Annotated in this window: 13 protein-coding genes and 2 rRNA genes; 2 read left to right on the forward strand and 13 right to left on the reverse strand. The window is 44.7% G+C overall.

What is annotated here, in order from left to right:
- Nucleotides 1-12 precede the first annotated feature (12 nt).
- The 10 genes from NST62_RS12015 to NST62_RS12060 all read right to left on the reverse strand — a co-directional run bounded on the left by NST62_RS12015 (nt 13) and on the right by NST62_RS12060 (nt 15,951).
- A 23S ribosomal RNA gene (locus NST62_RS12015) occupies nt 13-2,938 on the reverse strand.
- Nucleotides 2,939-3,072: 134 nt separating this feature from the next.
- Nucleotides 3,073-4,624: ribosomal RNA gene (locus NST62_RS12020) — 16S ribosomal RNA — on the reverse strand.
- The 16S and 23S rRNA genes sit together here, the layout of an rRNA operon.
- Before the next feature lie 483 nt (nt 4,625-5,107).
- Nucleotides 5,108-6,412, reverse strand: a complete 1,305-nt coding sequence (locus NST62_RS12025; protein ID WP_141603092.1) for an NCS2 family permease — start codon at nt 6,410-6,412, stop codon at nt 5,108-5,110.
- A 520-nt stretch (nt 6,413-6,932) separates the two neighbouring features.
- On the reverse strand, nt 6,933-8,480 hold the full coding sequence (gene guaA, locus NST62_RS12030; protein ID WP_141603091.1) for a glutamine-hydrolyzing GMP synthase: 1,548 nt from the start codon (nt 8,478-8,480) through the stop codon (nt 6,933-6,935).
- 67 nt (nt 8,481-8,547) lie between these two features.
- Nucleotides 8,548-10,716: a transglutaminase domain-containing protein gene (locus tag NST62_RS12035; RefSeq protein ID WP_342462929.1), complete on the reverse strand. Its 2,169-nt coding sequence runs from the start codon at nt 10,714-10,716 to the stop codon at nt 8,548-8,550.
- Nucleotides 10,713-11,900: a DUF58 domain-containing protein gene (locus NST62_RS12040; RefSeq protein WP_328220100.1), complete on the reverse strand. Its 1,188-nt coding sequence runs from the start codon at nt 11,898-11,900 to the stop codon at nt 10,713-10,715. Before NST62_RS12040 ends, NST62_RS12035 begins: the two co-directional genes overlap by 4 nt.
- Nucleotides 11,897-12,841 carry a MoxR family ATPase gene (locus NST62_RS12045; protein WP_141603088.1) on the reverse strand — a complete coding sequence of 315 codons (945 nt, stop codon included), beginning with the start codon at nt 12,839-12,841 and terminating at the stop codon, nt 11,897-11,899. Before NST62_RS12045 ends, NST62_RS12040 begins: the two co-directional genes overlap by 4 nt.
- Nucleotides 12,842-13,133: 292 nt before the next feature.
- The gene (locus NST62_RS12050) at nt 13,134-13,472 is read right to left on the reverse strand and encodes a hypothetical protein (protein WP_328220098.1); all 339 of its coding nucleotides are present in this window, start codon (nt 13,470-13,472) and stop codon (nt 13,134-13,136) included.
- Nucleotides 13,473-13,648: 176 nt separating this feature from the next.
- Nucleotides 13,649-14,476 (reverse strand): ammonia-dependent NAD(+) synthetase, encoded by an 828-nt coding sequence (gene nadE, locus NST62_RS12055; protein ID WP_342462930.1) that lies wholly within the window; start codon nt 14,474-14,476, stop codon nt 13,649-13,651.
- A gap of 17 nt (nt 14,477-14,493) precedes the next feature.
- Nucleotides 14,494-15,951: a nicotinate phosphoribosyltransferase gene (locus NST62_RS12060; protein ID WP_141603085.1), complete on the reverse strand. Its 1,458-nt coding sequence runs from the start codon at nt 15,949-15,951 to the stop codon at nt 14,494-14,496.
- A gap of 252 nt (nt 15,952-16,203) precedes the next feature.
- Here NST62_RS12060 and NST62_RS12065 point away from each other — a divergent pair, with 252 nt between their 5' ends.
- Nucleotides 16,204-16,401 (forward strand): hypothetical protein, encoded by a 198-nt coding sequence (locus tag NST62_RS12065; protein ID WP_141603084.1) that lies wholly within the window; start codon nt 16,204-16,206, stop codon nt 16,399-16,401.
- 179 nt (nt 16,402-16,580) lie between these two features.
- On the forward strand, nt 16,581-17,558 hold the full coding sequence (locus NST62_RS12070) for a proline dehydrogenase family protein (RefSeq protein ID WP_141603083.1): 978 nt from the start codon (nt 16,581-16,583) through the stop codon (nt 17,556-17,558).
- An 81-nt stretch (nt 17,559-17,639) separates the two neighbouring features.
- Here NST62_RS12070 and NST62_RS12075 read toward each other — a convergent pair whose 3' ends face one another.
- The 3 genes from NST62_RS12075 to NST62_RS12085 form a co-directional block, all read right to left on the reverse strand.
- The gene (locus NST62_RS12075; protein ID WP_141603082.1) at nt 17,640-18,248 is read right to left on the reverse strand and encodes a response regulator transcription factor; all 609 of its coding nucleotides are present in this window, start codon (nt 18,246-18,248) and stop codon (nt 17,640-17,642) included.
- The gene (locus NST62_RS12080) at nt 18,245-19,375 is read right to left on the reverse strand and encodes a sensor histidine kinase (RefSeq protein ID WP_342462931.1); all 1,131 of its coding nucleotides are present in this window, start codon (nt 19,373-19,375) and stop codon (nt 18,245-18,247) included. The genes NST62_RS12075 and NST62_RS12080 overlap by 4 nt, the downstream gene beginning before the upstream one ends.
- Before the next feature lie 84 nt (nt 19,376-19,459).
- Entirely contained in the window at nt 19,460-20,494 is a 1,035-nt protein-coding gene (locus tag NST62_RS12085; RefSeq protein ID WP_141603081.1) for a fatty acid desaturase, read from the reverse strand.
- Nucleotides 20,495-20,501: the final 7 nt, after the last annotated feature.

Here is a 20,501-nt window from a genome sequence, read left to right on the forward strand (position 1 = left end):
GAAAGTGTTTTCTTGGTTAAGTCCTCGATCGATTAGTATCCGTCAGCTCCACACGTCACCGTGCTTCCACCCCGGACCTATCTACCTCATCGTCTTTGAGGGATCTTACTTGCTTACGCAATGGGAAATCTCATCTTGAGGGGGGCTTCATGCTTAGATGCTTTCAGCACTTATCCCGTCCACACATAGCTACCCAGCTGTGCCTTTGGCAAGACAACTGGTACACCAGCGGTGTGTCCATCCCGGTCCTCTCGTACTAAGGACAGCTCCTCTCAAATTTCCTGCGCCCACGACGGATAGGGACCGAACTGTCTCACGACGTTCTGAACCCAGCTCGCGTACCGCTTTAATGGGCGAACAGCCCAACCCTTGGGACCGACTACAGCCCCAGGATGCGATGAGCCGACATCGAGGTGCCAAACCTCCCCGTCGATGTGGACTCTTGGGGGAGATAAGCCTGTTATCCCCGGGGTAGCTTTTATCCGTTGAGCGATGGCCCTTCCATGCGGAACCACCGGATCACTAAGCCCGTCTTTCGACCCTGCTCGACTTGTAGGTCTCGCAGTCAAGCTCCCTTATGCCTTTACACTCTGCGAATGATTTCCAACCATTCTGAGGGAACCTTTGGGCGCCTCCGTTACTCTTTGGGAGGCGACCGCCCCAGTCAAACTGTCCACCTGACACTGTCTCCCAAGCCGATCAGGCTTGCGGGTTAGAATCCCAGTACAGCCAGGGTAGTATCCCAAGGGCGCCTCCAGGGAAGCTGGCGCTCCCCCTTCTACGGCTCCTACCTATCCTGTACAAGCTGTACCGGAATTCAATATCAGGCTACAGTAAAGCTCCACGGGGTCTTTCCGTCCTGTCGCGGGTAACCTGCATCTTCACAGGTACTATAATTTCACCGAGTCTCTCGTTGAGACAGCGCCCAGATCGTTACGCCTTTCGTGCGGGTCGGAACTTACCCGACAAGGAATTTCGCTACCTTAGGACCGTTATAGTTACGGCCGCCGTTTACTGGGGCTTCAATTCGGAGCTTCGCTTGCGCTAACTCCTCCTCTTAACCTTCCAGCACCGGGCAGGCGTCAGCCCCTATACATCACCTTGCGGTTTAGCAGAGACCTGTGTTTTTGATAAACAGTCGCCTGGGCCTATTCTCTGCGGCTCATCGGGGCTTGCACCCCAATGAGCACCCCTTCTCCCGAAGTTACGGGGTCATTTTGCCGAGTTCCTTAACGAGAGTTCTCTCGCTCGCCTTAGGATTCTCTCCTCGACTACCTGTGTCGGTTTGCGGTACGGGCACCTCCCGCCTCGCTAGAGGCTTTTCTTGGCAGTGTGAAATCGGGAACTTCGCGCGCAATGCGCTCCCCATCACAGCTCAGCGTTGCGGGAAGCGGATTTGCCTACTTCCCCGCCTTGCTGCTTGGACACGCTCGACCAACGGCGTGCTTTCCCTATCCTCCTGCGTCCCCCCATCGCTCAAACGGCGGGGAGGTGGTACAGGAATATCAACCTGTTGCCCATCGTCTACGCCTTTCGGCCTCGACTTAGGTCCCGACTAACCCTGAGCGGACGAGCCTTCCTCAGGAAACCTTAGTCATTCGGCGGATGGGATTCTCACCCATCTTTCGCTACTCATACCGGCATTCTCACTTCTAAGCGCTCCACCAGTCCTTCCGGTCTGACTTCTGCGCGCTTAGAACGCTCTCCTACCACCCGTGCGAAGCACGGATCCACAGCTTCGGTGAACCGTTTAGCCCCGATACATTTTCGGCGCAGCGTCACTCGACCAGTGAGCTATTACGCACTCTTTAAATGATGGCTGCTTCTAAGCCAACATCCTGGTTGTCTAAGCAACGCCACATCCTTTTCCACTTAACGGCTACTTTGGGACCTTAGCTGGTGGTCTGGGCTGTTTCCCTCTCGACCACGGATCTTATCACTCGTAGTCTGACTCCCGTGTATAAATAGCTGGCATTCGGAGTTTGTCTGAATTCGGTAACCCGAGGTGGGCCCCTAGTCCAAACAGTGCTCTACCTCCAGTATTCTTTACACGAGGCTAGCCCTAAAGCTATTTCGGAGAGAACCAGCTATCTCCAAGTTCGATTGGAATTTCTCCGCTACCCACACCTCATCCCCGCACTTTTCAACGTACGTGGGTTCGGGCCTCCAGTGAGTGCTACCTCACCTTCACCCTGGACATGGGTAGATCACCTGGTTTCGGGTCTACGACCACGTACTCCGTCGCCCTGTTCAGACTCGCTTTCGCTGCGGCTCCGCCTCTTCGGCTTAACCTTGCACGTGATCGTAACTCGCCGGTTCATTCTACAAAAGGCACGCCATCACCCGTTAACGGGCTCTGACTACTTGTAGGCACACGGTTTCAGGTTCTCTTTCACTCCCCTCCCGGGGTTCTTTTCACCTTTCCCTCACGGTACTGGTTCGCTATCGGTCACTAGGGAGTATTTAGCCTTGGGAGATGGTCCTCCCGGATTCCGACGGAATTCCACGTGTTCCGCCGTACTCAGGATCCACTCTGGAGAGGATGGATTTTCGACTACAGGGCTGTTACCTTCTACGGCCGTCCTTTCCAGAACGGTTCGTCTAACCCATCCTTTTGTAACTCCGTATAGAGTGTCCTACAACCCCAAGAGGCAAGCCTCTTGGTTTGGGCTCTTCCCGTTTCGCTCGCCGCTACTAAGGGAATCGAGGTTTCTTTCTTCTCCTCCAGGTACTGAGATGTTTCAGTTCCCTGGGTGTGCCCTCTTAACGCTATGAATTCGCGTTAAGATACTGTTCCATTACGAACAGTGGGTTGCCCCATTCGGAAATCTCCGGATCACAGCTTACTTACAGCTCCCCGAAGCATATCGGTGTTAGTCCCGTCCTTCATCGGCTCCTAGTGCCAAGGCATCCACCGTGCGCCCTTACCAACTTAACCGTCGGCTTGCGATTGCTCGCAAGAGCTTCACTTTCAATGCCGTTTATCCAGTTTTCAAGGAACAAGTTTGAAGGTGTATGAACCTTCAAAACTGAACCCAAAACGTCAATGCCTTCGTCAGTTGTCATCCTTAGAAAGGAGGTGATCCAGCCGCACCTTCCGATACGGCTACCTTGTTACGACTTCACCCCAATCATCTGTCCCACCTTCGGCGGCTGGCTCCCGGAAGGGTTACCTCACCGACTTCGGGTGTTACAGACTCTCGTGGTGTGACGGGCGGTGTGTACAAGGCCCGGGAACGTATTCACCGCGGCATGCTGATCCGCGATTACTAGCGATTCCGGCTTCATGCAGGCGAGTTGCAGCCTGCAATCCGAACTGAGAGCGGCTTTTTGGGATTCGCTCCCCCTCGCGGGTTCGCAGCCCTTTGTACCGCCCATTGTAGCACGTGTGTAGCCCAGGTCATAAGGGGCATGATGATTTGACGTCATCCCCACCTTCCTCCGTATTTGTACGGCAGTCTCCTTAGAGTGCCCAACCGAATGATGGCAACTAAGGACAAGGGTTGCGCTCGTTGCGGGACTTAACCCAACATCTCACGACACGAGCTGACGACAACCATGCACCACCTGTCACCGCTGTCCCCGAAGGGAAGGCCATGTCTCCATGGCGGTCAGCGGGATGTCAAGACCTGGTAAGGTTCTTCGCGTTGCTTCGAATTAAACCACATGCTCCACCGCTTGTGCGGGCCCCCGTCAATTCCTTTGAGTTTCAGTCTTGCGACCGTACTCCCCAGGCGGAGTGCTTAATGCGTTAGCTGCAGCACTAAGGGGCAAGCCCCCTAACACCTAGCACTCATCGTTTACGGCGTGGACTACCAGGGTATCTAATCCTGTTTGCTCCCCACGCTTTCGCGCCTCAGCGTCAGTTACAGGCCAGGAAGCCGCCTTCGCCACTGGTGTTCCTCCATATCTCTACGCATTTCACCGCTACACATGGAATTCCGCTTCCCTCTCCTGCACTCAAGTCTCCCAGTTTCCAATGACCCTCCCCGGTTGAGCCGGGGGCTTTCACATCAGACTTAAGAGACCGCCTGCGCGCGCTTTACGCCCAATAATTCCGGACAACGCTCGCCACCTACGTATTACCGCGGCTGCTGGCACGTAGTTAGCCGTGGCTTTCTCGTAAGGTACCGTCAGGGTGCGGTCAGTTACTACCGCACTTGTTCTTCCCTTACAACAGAGCTTTACGATCCGAAGACCTTCTTCGCTCACGCGGCGTTGCTCCATCAGGCTTTCGCCCATTGTGGAAGATTCCCTACTGCTGCCTCCCGTAGGAGTCTGGGCCGTGTCTCAGTCCCAGTGTGGCCGATCACCCTCTCAGGTCGGCTACGCATCGTCGCCTTGGTAGGCCGTTACCCCACCAACTAGCTAATGCGCCGCGGGCCCATCCTATAGCGGTAGCAGAACCACCTTTCAACACCGGAGCATGCGCTCCGCTGTGTTATCCGGTATTAGCACGCGTTTCCGCGAGTTATCCCGGTCTATAGGGCAGGTTACCCACGTGTTACTCACCCGTCCGCCGCTAACCTCATAAAAAGCAAGCTTCCTATGAGGTCCGCTCGACTTGCATGTATTAGGCACGCCGCCAGCGTTCGTCCTGAGCCAGGATCAAACTCTCCAAAAAGAATTTGATTTCACTCAAATTGTTTGTCCGAATCCGGTCCGCCGACGGGGCCGGCAAACGGAATTGTTTCTGGCATCAACGCTTTGGTGTTCAGTTTTCAAGGTTCATCGTTCACCAATAAAGTGAAGACTTTTATTAATCTATCACACTTGCATTCAAGTGTCAAATGTTTTTTTATCTTTTCTTGTTTGTTATATCGTGTTTGTCACACAACGTTTACAAATATACAACGTTTTTACGTTTTTGACAATAACAAAATTAAATAAAAAACAATTCAGAAAATTATCTTTCTCCAACAATGGAATTGTTTATAATGGTTCCTATTTTTTTATTACCCCCAAATATTCTCATTAAACATTGCCAGATTTAAAGTATAGTTCTAATTTTTGAGACGGCGAATGACGGCAGAAATTATCCATAATCCTAAAGCAAATAAAAAACGCCATTCCCCCCCCGGGTAATGGCGCTCATTTATTTTCAATATTAATGGGTCGTAGTTGCCAAGAAAATCAAGAATATGACGGCAAAGATATACATAATCCAATGGACTTCTTTTGCTCTCCCTTTAAGAACCATTGTTAATGGATAGAATAAGAAACCTACTGCAATACCTGTCGCAATGGAGCCTGTAAATGGCATCATGACCATTGTCAAGAAAGAAGGCACCGCAATCTCAAATTTCTTCCATTCAATTTCACCCAATGATGAAACCATCAGTACCCCGACCACAATAAGCGCAGGGGCAGTGACCGCACCGGTTACAACGCTCAATACAGGAGAAAAGAATAGTGCTAATAAGAACAGAAGCCCTGTCACAACTGAAGCGAAGCCTGTTCTTGCACCAGCCGCTACGCCGGAAGATGATTCAATATAAGATGTAACCGTTGATGTACCAAAAATTGAACCGATCATTGATGCAATGGAATCGGAAATCAGCGCTCTGCCTGCGCGAGGCAATTTGTTGTCTTTTACAAAACCGGCCTGATTCGCTACCGCCATAAGTGTACCCGCATTATCAAAGAAGTCTACAAACAAGAACGTCAAAATTGAAGTCAACATTGGAATCGTATAGAATTCCGGATCATTGAACGCCGTAAACAATTTTCCGAATGTGGGTTCAATACTTGGCGGCGCCGACAAAATCGCACTTGGCGTTTGAATAAGATTAAATATCATTCCGACGATTGCCGTTAAAACCATTCCAATGAATACTGCGCCTCTTACATTTAATACCATTAATATCACAATGGCGAAAATACCAAAAATTGAAAGCAGCACCTGAGGCTGTGTTAAATCTCCGATGGCAAGCAAATTGCTTGGATGGTCTACGACAATGCCTGCCGATTTTAGGCCGATGAACGCAATAAATAACCCTATACCGGCGCCTACTGATAATTTCAGCTCCAAAGGAATGGCGTTGATTAATTTTTCACGCAATCCGGTTAACGTTAATATGAAGAAGAACAGCGATGAAATAAATACGGCAGCCAAAGCGTATTCCCAAGGGAAACCGTGGCCCAATACCACTCCGTAAGTAAAAAATGCATTTAACCCGAGTCCCGGCGCCAACGCAAGAGGGTATTTGGCGAATATACCCATGATAAAACATCCGATGGCAGAAGATACTGCTGTGGCAACAAATACCGCATTTTGATCCATTCCGCTCTGCGAAAGGATGTCCGGGTTTACAACCAAAATGTACGCCATTGCCAAAAATGTTGTAAGTCCGCCGATGATCTCTTGACGATATGAAGTTCCTAATTCTTCAAATTGGAAATATTTTTTCATAATTTCCTCCGTATTTTCGTCGAAATGTCAAATATACAGTATTTCCCGTTTCTAAATATAAATTCCCGAGAACGGGTCTTTTAATCGGCTTCCATTCTAAAACAATAATTTTTTGACATTTTGCGACGAATTTTTATTTTTTACTCAAGTAATATATCACATTAAATTTCTTTCTTTCAATATGAATTCATAAAAAAACACGAACATTTCATCTTTCTTTTTCAATAAAGTTCGTAAAAATATTATAAAAAATGAATTATTTTCCTCTTTTTTAAACTTGCATTATTGACGGAATTTCTCAATTCCCCTCCGCACTTCATTCCTAACATTCTTGAAAAGCCCAAAACGCTCGCTCATTTCCCTAAAAAATGCATAAGATAAGACCCTCTTTTATTCACAAATAACCGTGTGAATAAAAAGAGAGTCTCATCTTGGAAAGGTGTCAGCCATCCTGACAGCCAACTGTTCAGCTCATTGATACCGCAGATTTTAAAGCAATTCTAATCATTCGGTTTTTTCATTACTCCCACTCAATTGTAGCAGGCGGTTTGGAAGTGATATCAAGAAGTACGCGGTTTACATGAGGCACCTCATTCACGATGCGCGTTGAAATTCTTTCCAACACGTCATAAGGAATACGGGCCCAGTCGCAAGTCATGCCGTCGATGGAAGTTACCGCACGGATTCCGACGGCATAATCATATGTGCGCTGATCGCCCATGACGCCGACGGATTTAATGTCCGGAAGCACCGTGAAGTATTGCCAAATTTCACGGTCAAGGCCGGCATTTTTTATTTCCTCGCGCAAAATGGCATCGGATTCCCGGACAATTTCCAATTTTTCTTCTGTGACCTCGCCAAGGACGCGAATGGCCAGACCTGGTCCCGGGAATGGCTGGCGCCAAACGATCTCTTCCGGCAAACCTAACTGAGTTCCCAATTCACGGACTTCATCTTTAAATAGCGTTTTGAGAGGCTCAATCAACTCAAAATGCATATCTTCCGGAAGCCCGCCTACATTGTGGTGGGATTTGATTGTTTGGGCAGTGGACGTACCGGATTCAATAATATCTGTATACAAAGTGCCTTGAGCCAAGAAATCCATGTCTTCCAATTTTTTGGCTTCGTCAGTAAACACATAAATGAACTCGTTTCCAATAATTTTGCGCTTTTGCTCAGGATCGGACACGCCTCTTAGTTTGTTCATGAAGCGTTCACGGGCATCGATTTTAATCACTTTCATTCCAAATTTGCCTTCAAATGTTTCCATTACGCTTTCCGCTTCACCTTTGCGGAGCAGGTTATGGTCAACAAACATGCAAGTCAATTGATCCCCGATGGCTTTATGGACCAAAACCGCGACAACAGATGAATCCACCCCGCCGGAAAGTGCGCATAATACTTTTTTGTTTCCGACTTGTTCGCGGATTTTTTTGATTTGCAATTCAATAAAGTTTTCCATTGTCCAGTCGCCTTTTGCGCCGCAAATATCAAACACGAAATGGCGTAAAATATCATTTCCGTAAACGGAATGGCGAACTTCAGGATGGAATTGAACGCCATAGAATTTGCGTTCCACATCTTGCATGGCCGTGATTGGACAGCTTGGGCTTGTCGCGATTGTTTCAAATCCTTCCGGTAATTGAGTCACCAAATCGCCGTGGCTCATCCAAACCACTTGCTGTTTTGGAAGATCTGCAAACAATTGGTTATCCTTTGTAATTTCAATTTCCGCCTTACCATATTCTCGGGTGTCGGCGCTTTCCACTTTTCCGCCAAGGGTATGGGCGATTAATTGCATGCCGTAGCAAATCCCCAAAATCGGCAATCCCAAATTGAAAATCTCTTCATCCACTTTAAAGGCATTTTCGTCATATACAGAGTTTGGACCGCCTGAGAAAATGATTCCCACAGCGTTCATTTCTTTAATTTCCTGCGCAGAAACGGTATGGGGCTGCAATTCGGAAAATACGCCGAATTCGCGAATCCGGCGTGTGATCAATTGGTTGTATTGGCTTCCAAAATCGAGAACAACGATTTTTTCTTGTTCTTTTAATTGCGTCGTCACGTTTTACACCTCTTCTAAATTTTCTGCCTTATAATTTTTTAAATTTTACTCTGACTGTTATTTAAAATCAACTACTTGTCCGATTGATTAAATTTTCCCAACATTCTTTCAGTTTTTCATAATCAATTCCGGTTTTATTTCCATAAATATAATTTTCATATGCTTCCGTAATTTGGGACATATACGGGAAATGAAAAATTTCGTCCACCTCTTTTGCAAAAGCCCCCAATGTTTGCCCTTTCTTCCGCTTGAACCCTTTTAATTCTAACATTTTTAAAAGTCTCATATAAACGGCTTCAAAGGTTGTTTCATTAATATTTTGATTTTTTAACCACCGGCTATACCATTTCAGCATCCATCGCTTGCGGAAAACAACCAATAGAATGCCGGCAACGGCAATCCCTGAAAATAAAAGATACAATACATATCGCAAATATTTGAAGAGATTTTGAAAACTTGCCAATTTTTCATTGTTTTCCCGGGCAGTTTCCTCCTTGGTTCCGTTTTTTTTATTCTCCGGTTCCGTATTTTCGTCCGCAATCAGCATGTCCTCCTGGGATTCATCTGTTTCAATATCGAATTGGATGGAACGGTTTGCCGAAAAGCCTATCGTCGGCTCAAACGGAACCCAACCGGCTTCCGGGATATAGGCTTCCACCCAGGAATGGGCATGGTTGTTTGTGATTTTATAAGTGTCCAATTCCCCTTCGCGATCAATCAAATCTCCCCCGGCAAAACCTTTTACCCACCGGGCCGGGATTCCCACTGCTCTGAGCATTACTACCATGGCAGTTGAAAAGTTGTCACAATAGCCGAATTTTGTTTCAAACAAAAACTGGTCCACATAATCCTGATTTTCTTCGGGAACCGGCACCCCTTTAGTTTCATAACGGAAACCGTTTTTTCCAAAATAACTTTCAATTGCTCGGGCTTTCTCATAATCGCTTTCTTTCCCTTTTACAATTTCCTCCGCAAGATCAATGACTCTTCGGGGAAGGGATTCCGGAAGCTGCAAATATTTCCTGCGCAAGCCGGCATCCAAAGGCTGTTCCATTGTCGACATCAAGTCGCTGTAAAGATACTCCGGGGTGCTATATTCGATATGATACATATAATTCCCGGTATAATTTGCCGAGATTTTCTCCGTTTCAACATTCATGGTAAGATTTATTTTATTTTCCATCCCCTCGCTTAGATGGATGGCCATCAATCCGTATGGCTGGATGATAAAATCATAAGGATATCTTAGTTCTATATGAGCGAATTCCTTTTGCTCATCCGGACCGACCGGCAGTGAATGATAAACGGTTTGTCCCGGAGCAATTTCCGCGGTTACATTCGCATCTGAAGATACCCATCCCTTTGAGGTATAGATATCTTTCGTTTCAACACGCCAATATTGTTTCTTCGTCGTTTGGGCAATGAAGACCGTTGTATCATCCCCGACAAAAGAGCCTCCCAGAACGGAATCGTCCTCATCATAACCTACCTTGTTCACCTTTTCCCCAAACAAAGATCCTTGTCCCGCCGCGGATTTAATATAAGGAACCGGATCCGGCCATTGGGGATCCGCTTTTGGCAAAAAGATGGCCATAAGCCCTGCCATCCCGATCAAGAGAATGGCCGGCAGCGCAATTTTGAGATAGTGTTGCCAACGGAAAGAAGCACCATATTGAACGATCAGTTTTTTGATATATAAAAAGACAAGCATGGCCAATCCAAGCAGCACGACTTCCACAATAGCAACTGTACCGTCATATTCCGTAAAGGTATCCAATACTCCGATAAAAATGACCGTCAATACAAGAAAATAAAAAATGTTCATCCGGATCGTCAGCCAATAATGCACGATGTAGACGAGCATCCACATGAGAAGAAAAAATAACATCGTTTGAAAAGGATTCGTAGTATAAAAAAATTCTCCATGGGCAATTAAAGCGAAGTTGGACAATAATTCACGCCAAAGAAATCCGATACCTTCCGGCGAGATAAAAGGGGCATCGCTGTACACATGGATGGTGAACCAGGAAATATATAAGATTTTCACCAACCATGATAGATAAAAAGGAATACGGAACAAACTGATGAAAAGGCAAATCACGATAAAAAACAGGAATAAGTTGACATATCCGACGCCTGTCAGCATCATGACCGGCAATAGCCATTCACGCAAAATAAAAAAAATGACAATATAATATAATGCGAGTTCAATTTTATTAAAAGTTTCATATTTCACGGTCTGGACACCTCCGTGAAGACGTCCCGGAACATTGTTTTCGCAACCGGGACCACTTTTACGTTGCAATAGCCGCTTTCCATTTGTCGCAGCAATGCTTCGTCGGTTCCGGCGACAAAACAAATAATCCCCTTTGTCTTTCTCGCGTGATATTTAAAGAAGTGATTCAACGAATCCGTCAGCTTTCCTGTAAATAGGAGGATGAAAGAATCCAACATCTTCCCTTCTTTTAATAAAAGGGATTCAATATTTTTATTATCATTCGCTTTCACCATTGCCAATTGCCGCATGACTTTCTCCAATTGCGTGCGCTTTACATGAGGATAAAAAAACTGTTCTTCTCCTGCAATGTAAAATGATACATCTTCATTTTTCCCCGCCAGCGTCTGCAGCATCGAAGCCGAAAAATCTACCGCTTCCTCAAAATGTTTTCTCACTGTCGCATCTAATATAAGCAAGACTTCTTGGCTGTGACGGACTTCAAAATCTTTCGTCCTCAAGGTTTCATCCTTCGCAAAAGACTTCCAATGAATCCAGGAAAAACGGTCACCCGCCTGATAATCCCGGAGGCTTGTGACCATGGAAGTATCTTTCAATAAAGCAAAAGGAGCCAAACTGCCTCCCTGATCATACCGCCTTTCGATTTCCCGGTAGTTCAACTTCATTAATCTTGGATAAACAATCAACTTTTGTTTGCATGGAATCAACTTATGGCGAACAGTCCAACCAAAAAAATCGGCAAAGGTAAATTGCAAAGCGGAAAAATCAATTACTCCCCGTTGCAGGTCCGGAATTTCATAAGACCAGGAAAAGTTTCTCCTCCAACCGACAAAAAAGATGTTGGCGCCTCCAATCATTTTTTCAGCAATACCATTATCGAGTCCAATTTCTTTTACAGTCAAAAAAGCTAACGGAAACCACGTTTTACTTTTGAAACAAACGGTAACGGACGCTTTATCGCCTCTTGATAATTTTGCCGGATGAATTTCCCTGCGCACTTCCTCAATACGAAGGGGAACAAAATTGAGAATCAGTGAATATAGCAAAAAAGGAATCAGAGTATAAAACAAAAACCAGCTGACAAAACCGCCTTGAAACATCGCATAACTGAAGGTGGCAGCCATTAATAAAAGAATGATAATAAAGCGTCCTAATCTGCCGATCAGTTTCTTCCCCGCGTTCATCTCTCCACAAACCTTCTGATCGGGATGACGGACCCGGCAATGATATTGTCTAATACATCATCCACCGTAACCCCTTCATAGCGCGCTTCCGGTTTTAAAATAATACGGTGGCCAAAGACAAAAGGAGCCAAATATTGGACATCATCCGGCTTCACAAAATCCCGATCCTGCATTTTGGCATATGCCTGGGATGCCCGCATCAATGCTATGGTCCCCCTCGGGCTGACTCCCAGGTAGACACCGGCATCCTCCCTCGTCGCCCGCGCCAATTGGACAATATATCCTTTAACCGAATCATCGACATAAACATTTCTCACTTCTTCTTGCAACTCCAGCAATTCATTAATGGTCACGACCGGTTCCAGATGATCGATTGGAACGGATTTTTCCGCGCGTCTTAAAATTTCAATTTCTTCCGATTCTGTCGGGTAGCCCATGCGAATTTTCATTAAAAACCGGTCCAGCTGGGCCTCGGGCAACGGGAAAGTCCCTTCATATTCAATCGGATTTTGGGTAGCCATCACAAAAAACGGCATTGGCAGCGGTATGACTTCCCCATCGATGCTCACCGATGATTCTTCCATGCATTCGAGCAGAGCGGACTGGGTTTTTGGGGATGTACGGTTAATTTCATCCGCTAAAATAATATTTCCGACTATCGGCCCCGGTCTAAACTCAAACTGCAATGTTTTCGGATTATAGATGGAAACGCCAAGTACATCAGAAGGCAATAAATCCGGCGTAAACTGAATTCTCTTAAACTCTGCGCTTACCGATTTGGCAAGGGCGCGGACCATCATCGTTTTGCCGACCCCCGGCACATCCTCAAGCAGCACATGCCCTCCGGCAAGCAGTGCAACAAGGCTGAGTTCAGCAACCTCCCGTTTACCGATGATTACTTTTTCTATATTGCCGATAATCCTTTCAATTTTTCTATGCATAAATGAATCCTCCTGCATTCAACGGAAATGTCAGAATTTACGAAAAAAATAACATAAATAAAGCATAAACGATAATTCGAATAAAAAACAACTGATGGACCCATATACGAAATAAAACGATTGTTACATTTCTATACTTTCCGCATTTTTCCTCAAAAATAAACAAAAAGCGAAGTATTCACTTCGCCTTAACCTGTTTCAACTGCACACACTGTATAAGACGCCCCTTGATGTTTTTGGGCTGCATTCTCCTTCATCAAGTTGCGGCAATCAGCGCAGGGAACATTAATTGCTAAATCGAATTGCGGTAAGTGCGGATGAGGGCTTCCCTGTTTCTTGCTTTTTGAATATTCCTTTGATGTTCCAACAATCTTTTTCTCATTTCTTCGACGGATTCGCCATCCAAGGGCAGCCCGATCGCCTTTTTCACGGTATTATGTTTCATCCCGAATCGGGATAATCGGGCTTGTTCTGCGCTTTTCTTCCGGTTTTTTTGCTGTTGCCGGGGATTTTTCGTAAAGGGGAATCCTCTCCCGTTCTTCATAATTGAAAATAACTGTCCATTGTTTGACCTCAAAAATTGCTTTGCATAAGTGCCGCCTGCAACAGGTTGAATGCGGGAAGTTCTCAATTTTCCCCCACCTCCGCTTCCAATCTGGTTACCTTATATTTTACCAGAATTTATCCGTTTTTAATGGAATTGGATTGTTTTTGAAGCGAATTCTTATCCGAAAACATTTAAGCCCCTATCCGGAACAGCTGAACATTCCGGATAGGGGCATCCCATCAATTGCCAACATATTCTTTTTATTTCCAAAAATCATCGAAAATTGTAATCGGCATGTGCCGTTTATGCCGGGATCGCAAATAATGGCCTTCAATGATTTTTCTCGCTTCTTCCGGCACGTCTTTTCCTTCCAAATAATCATCAATCAGATCATAGGAAACACCCAAAGCTTTCTCATCCGGCAACTGCGGCTTTTCGTCTTCCAAGTCGGCCGTCGGCACTTTCTTATACAAGTGCTCAGGACAGCCTAAATATTCAAGAAGCTGCTTTCCTTGCCGTTTATTTAACCGGTAAATCGGCACTAAATCCACTCCGCCGTCACCATATTTCGTATAGAAACCTGTCACCGCTTCTGCGGCATGATCCGTTCCGACCACGACAGAGTCTGTCATTAACGCAATCGAATACTGCACTTTCATACGTTCACGGGCTTTTTCATTCCCTTTTGCATAGTCGGTCAATATGATGCCCGCTTCGCGCAATGATTCAACGCTGGCGTCCACCGCCCTTTTAATATTGACGGTGATGACTTTTGTCGGCTGAATAAATCGAATCGCATCCTGCGCATCTTGTTCGTCGAGCTGTTTCCCGTAAGGCATGCGGACCGCATAACAAGAATATTTTTGTTCTCCAACTTCTTCATTCAATTCATTGACGGCCATTTGCGTCAACTTTCCGACCAAAGTGGAATCCTGGCCGCCGCTGATTCCCACCACAAAACCTCTGATAAAGGAATGTTTCTTGGCATATTCCTTTAAAAAATCGACGGATTTCCGCACTTCTTCGGCAGGGTCAATCTTAGGAAGCACACGCAATTCTTTTATGATTTTTTGTTGCAGACTTTCCAATAGAAATCCCCCCTTTATTACATTTTTTCAACCGCTTCACGAATTTCTTGGATTCTGCGCATTTTGTTATCCCAACATTTTTGGCTGAGGTCAACAGGATATACTTCAGGATTCAGCGAACGTTTATATTCTTCCCATAATAATTCCAGGCTTTCCTTTGCATATTCCCGCATTTCGATGACAGAAGGGCTTTCATATACAATTTCGCCTTCGTCAATGATTTTTCTATGTAATTCCCTCGCCTCGAAGTTAGTGACAAATTTGGAAATAAAGGTATGCACCGGGTGGAACATTTTTAAACGTTTTTCCTCCTGCGGATTTTCATCCGCCATTGCAATATAATCTCCCTCTGCTTTTCCATTTTCTTTATTGACAATGCGATATACCCTTTTCAATCCCGGCGTCGTAACTTTTTCCACATTAGAAGTAATTTTCAGCGTATCTTCCATTTCGCCTTGTTCATTTTCAAATGCAACGAGCTTATACACGGCACCTAGCGCCGGCTGATCGTAGGCGGTAATGAGCTTTGTACCAATTCCCCAGCAATCGACTTTGGCATCTTGCGCTTTCAAGTTCAAAATCGTATATTCGTCCAAATCATTCGATGCAAAGATTTTGGCATCTGTGAACCCTGCTTCATCCAGCATACGTCTTGCTTCTTTCGATAAAAAGGCGATATCGCCGCTGTCAAGCCGGATGCCCACAAAATTGATTTGCCCTTCCAGTTCTTTTGCAACACGGATGGCATTTGGCACACCGGATTTTAATGTATTGTAAGTGTCAACTAAGAATATGCAATCCTTGTGGCGTCTTGCATACGCTTTAAATGCTTCATATTCATCTTTATAAGCCTGTACAAAGGAATGGGCGTGGGTGCCGGATACAGGAATGTTAAACAGTTTTCCCGCACGCACATTGGAAGTCGAATCAAAGCCCCCGATGATCGCCGCCCGCGCACCCCAGAGGGCCGCATCCATTTCTTGCGCGCGGCGGGTCCCAAATTCCGCTGCCACTTCATCTTTAATGATTTGTTTGATCCGGCTTGCCTTTGTGGCAATTAATGTTTGGAAATTGACGATGTTTAACAGCGCCGTCTCAACGAGCTGAGCTTCTGCCAGAGGAGCCTCAACGCGGACAATCGGCTCATTCGCAAAAACGACTTCCCCTTCCACAACCGAATATAAGGAACCTGTAAAACGCAAAGATTTTAAGTAATCAAGAAATTCATCATTATATCCTAAACTTTTCAAATAAGCCAAATCCGTTTCGCTAAAGCGGAAATTTTGCAAGTAGTCGATCATCCGTTCAAGCCCCGCAAAGATGGCATATCCATTGCCGAAAGGGAGTTTTCTGAAAAAAATTTCGAAAACCGCTTTCCGGTTATGAATGCCGTCAGCCCAATAGCATTCCGCCATATTGATTTGATATAAATCCGTGTGCAATGCTAATGAATCGTCCTGATACATTTCTCTCATTTCGGATCCCTTCTTCCATTATTAGTTAATTCTAGTATACACCATTCCTATTTTCCATTCGAAGTTTTCCCTAATAATTATTACAAAATCTCCTTAATTAAAAAACATATTCGTTCGAACGGAAAGGTTTTCCTGCAGCTTTTAATAATAGATATATGTTAGTAAATCTGAACGTTTTTTTAAAGACAAATTTTTATGCAACGCTTAAAATATGGAATGGATTAATTTCTTCCACAGCGGGAAATATTAAAATTGATGGAACAAACTTTGATGAATTTGGACCAACATTTTGGCGGCGGCATGTTGTTATTGTTTTGCAATCCTTTAATTCACCAAACCACTCAGCGCAACTTCCCGGAAATGGCGGGCAGCCAAAGCATCCAAGGCGCCGGCTTGATGCAAGCAGTAAAATTTACTGTTGATTTTGTTTGGTTTGATCATGGCGGCTGAATCGGCCGGTTATTTAATAAGTTATTATGTGTTCCGATATTATGGAATGAGCAATTTCAATTCATGGATGACTTGTCACAAAAAAACAATAATTTAACGATTTGTGAATTTCGAAGAAAAAAACTCGTCTATGATATAATTATTCTAAATACATCTTTAAAAGAAAAGAGGAGATCGTTATGCCAATTTTACGAGACTTTTTCATCGCATTATCTGAAAATCAATTTTTAAATAAGGCTGCGCAAAAATATGGTCTAAAACTTGGAGCCCAAAGCGTGGTTGCAGGTACAAATATCCCGGAAGTCATCGAAAGCATTAAAGAATTAAATAAGCATGGCATATCATGTACGGTCGATGTCCTCGGCGAATTTGTAAACGATCGGGCAGAAGCTGTTAAAGCGAAAGATTATATCATCGAAACAATCGAAGCCATCCACGAAAATGGCGTTGATGCCCATATTTCCATTAAACCTTCCCAACTCGGTTTAAAAATCGACTTTGATTTCTGTTACGAAAATGTGATGGAAATTGTCGGTACCGCCCATAAATACAATATGCATGTAAACTTTGACCAAGAGACTTACGACTTGTTGGAACCGACATTCAAGTTAATGGAAAAAGTATCTGAAACATATGATAACGTGGGAACTGTTATCCAGGCATATTTCTTTAAAGCGAAAGAATATGCCGAAAAATATAAAAATTACCGCCTGCGCATCGTAAAAGGCGCTTATAAAGAGTCACCAAATGTTGCTTACCAGGATAAAAACGATATCGATTTGAACTTTATCGAAATCATTGAATATAGTTTATTGAATTGTAAATTCACTTCCATTGCAACGCACGACCATAATGTCATCAATCACGTAAAACAATTCGTGAAAGATCACAACATTCCAAATGACAGATTTGAATTCCAAATGCTATACGGATTCCGCAAAGATATGCAACTGCAGTTGGCAAAAGAAGGCTATAATTTCTGTACGTACGTTCCTTTTGGTTCAGACTGGTACGGCTACTTCATGCGCAGACTCGCTGAAAGACCGCAAAACATTCAGCTTGTAACAAAACAAGTCTTTAATAAGAAAACAAATACGATGCTTGCCTTGGTGGCCGGAGCCTTTGCATTGGGACGTCTCACGAAAAGAAATAAATAATATAAAGTAAAATCAAAAAATCTCATCCAAACCATTTTGGATGAGATTTTTTCAATTTATTTTTCTGATGGAAGCTGGCGCTCACTTATTCCAACCTTTTTCTTTAAACCGGGAAATGGCTTCAATCCGGTTTCCGACGCCCAGTTTATCCAAAATCTTGGAAATGTAGTTTCTGACCGTTCCGGTCGATAAATATAGTTCCTCGGCAATTTCCTTTGTGGTTTTCCCCTCAGCAACCAGTTCCAACACCTGGCTTTCGCGTTCTGTCAGCGGATTTTCGCTTTCTTCTTCATAAACAATATCCACCAGTTCAGGCGCATAAATCCTTCTTCCATCCATAATCATCCGGATGGCATTGACAAGCTCCTCGATCGGGCTGTCCTTCAACAAATAGCCGCGAACCCCCGCTTTTCTGGCGCGTTCAAAATATCCGGGTCTTGCAAAAGTCGTTAAAATAATGATTTTGCAATCCGTTTTTCCTTTTAATTCTTCCGCGGCATCCAGCCCTGTCTTAACCGGCATTTCAATATCCATAATACAGATATCCGGCTTCAATTCATGGACAAGCCGCACCGCTTCCTCCCCGTTTTTCGCAAGGCCGGCCACTTCCATATCCTCTTCCATGCTGATCAATGAACTTAATGCGCCAAGCAGCATTCCCTGATCTTCCGCAATTACAATCCTTATCATTTCGCACTTCCTTCCTGATGAGTGATGGTAAGCGGAACCGTAATCGTCAATTTCGCTCCAGGGTTGCTCTCAATCATTAATGATCCGTTAATGAATTCCAACCGTTCCCGCATTCCTTTCAAACCGTTCCCTTCAAATCTTGTCCTTTCAGTGATTCCTTCCCCATCATCCTCTATAATCATGGACATCTCATTTTGATTTTGCCGTATTTCAATGCGGCAATTCTTTGCGCCGCTATGCTTCACAATATTGGTCACCGCTTCTTTTAAACACATGCTCAATACATTTTCCACCAATACAGGAATATTCAATTTTTGCAGATCGCCGATCAGCTCATAGCGGATTCCGGCGGCTTCCAGCATTTCTTCCACCCGTCCCAGCTCATCGCTCAATTTTACCGCTTTCATATGGGACACAAGTTCCCTCACTTCTTTTAATGCAATTCTTGCCGTATGGCGTATTTCCTTAATTTCCTGAATGGCCGCTTTCGGATTTTTTTCCACAAGCCGGCTTGCCAAATCGCTCTTCAAACCGATCATGGACAATTTTTGTCCGAGGGTATCATGCAAATCCCTTGCGATGCGCTGCCGTTCTTCGTGGATGATGAGCTCCGCAATCCGCTCTTTTGCGCTTTCCAATTCACCCTCCAAATTTTCCTGCTTGTTCCTGCTGTAAATGGCGATCGGCAACATGACGACCCCGACGACGGTGATGATAATGAAAGGCGTTTGGCTAAGAAAGGACTCCAGTTCAATAAAATAACCCGCTGCAATGGACAAAATCGTAAATCCGATATGCAATCCGTACATAATATAGAAACCGACCGTGCTTTTAATGTTACCTATGAAGAAAGAGGTAAAGATGGACAGGTATACATATCCATAAAATAACGTCATCAAAATATTCAGCGCCATCCCGAAACTGACCCACATGTAGACGAGCCCGTTATTCGAAAGGAAAGAGAAGTAATAAGACAAAAAATAGAGCAATATAAGGACAACCCCGAAAAAGATTTGAAGGGGCGACAATGTTCTTACAAGAAAGTAGAAAGGGAGAATGCAAAAGATAATCCATATATAAATGCTGATCCATTTGCTTCTCGGAAAAATCATGTACCAGTGTTTCATCAGTTCCACGCCATTCTTTTTCTTAATATTATATATTGCAAAAACAGGAAAGTCCCAAAAAGAGTTTGCTTTTGGGACTTTTCTTTATGCTTCGGCAGACTTGATTTTCCTTCCGCTATACACTTTTCCGACTTCTTTAAAGGAGACAAACTTTTTCTTCTTTGGATCGTACAATTTGTAACGGACCGATTCGAGGCTCGTTCTGATCGTGATTGTTGTCGCCTTTTGAAGCGGAGGCACGGAGTTATGGGCAGCTTCCAAATAATAATTAGGGACTCTGGGGGCCAAATGGTGCACATGATGATATCCGATGTTTCCGGTAATCCATTGAAGCGCTTTTGGGAGTTTATAAAACGAGCTTCCCTCAACCGCCGCCTTTACATAATCCCACTCCGGATCATACTCGAAATAGGATTCTTCATACGTATGCTGAATATAAAACAGCCAAATGCCAAGAGATCCTGCGATAAATAAGGTGATGCCGTGAACGAGCAGCACCGCTTCCCAGCCAAAGGACACAATCAGCCCTGTTATCATAAGGGCAAGCGCCACATTTGTAAAATGCGTGTTCAAGCGTTCTTTCATTTTCGCGTCGTTCCGGTTAAAGCGGTTCAGAACAAGCACCAAATATAACGGCCCAAGTCCAAACATCACAAAAGGATTGCGGTATAAGCGGTAGAAGAAACGTTTTGTTGCCGAAAGGGCCAAATATTCATCGACCGTCAACATGTCGATATCACCGATGCCGCGTTTATCCAAATTGCCGCTTGTGGCATGGTGAATCAAATGCTCCCTCCGCCATTTCTCATAAGGGAAGGAAGTAAGGATTCCCGTTATGTTTCCAACGGCATCATTCGCCTTTTTGCTCTTGAAAAAGGAGCCATGGGTACAATCATGAAAAATAATAAATGTTCTTACCACAAATCCCGAAGCGATCACACCGCAAAGCACACTGACCCATGGATTGGTATTTGCAAAACTGTAGCCGATCCCCCAGAAAAAGAGAAGGGGCAGGATGGTATTGATGATTTGAATGACACTTTTCTTCGTTTCCGATTTGGCAAATGGGGCAACTTCCCTGCGAAGCTTTTTCGTCTTTTCTGCATCTGTCATAGACATAGGTTTC

The organism is Ureibacillus sp. FSL K6-8385, assembly GCF_038593155.1.
GTDB lineage: Bacteria > Bacillota > Bacilli > Bacillales_A > Planococcaceae > Ureibacillus > Ureibacillus terrenus.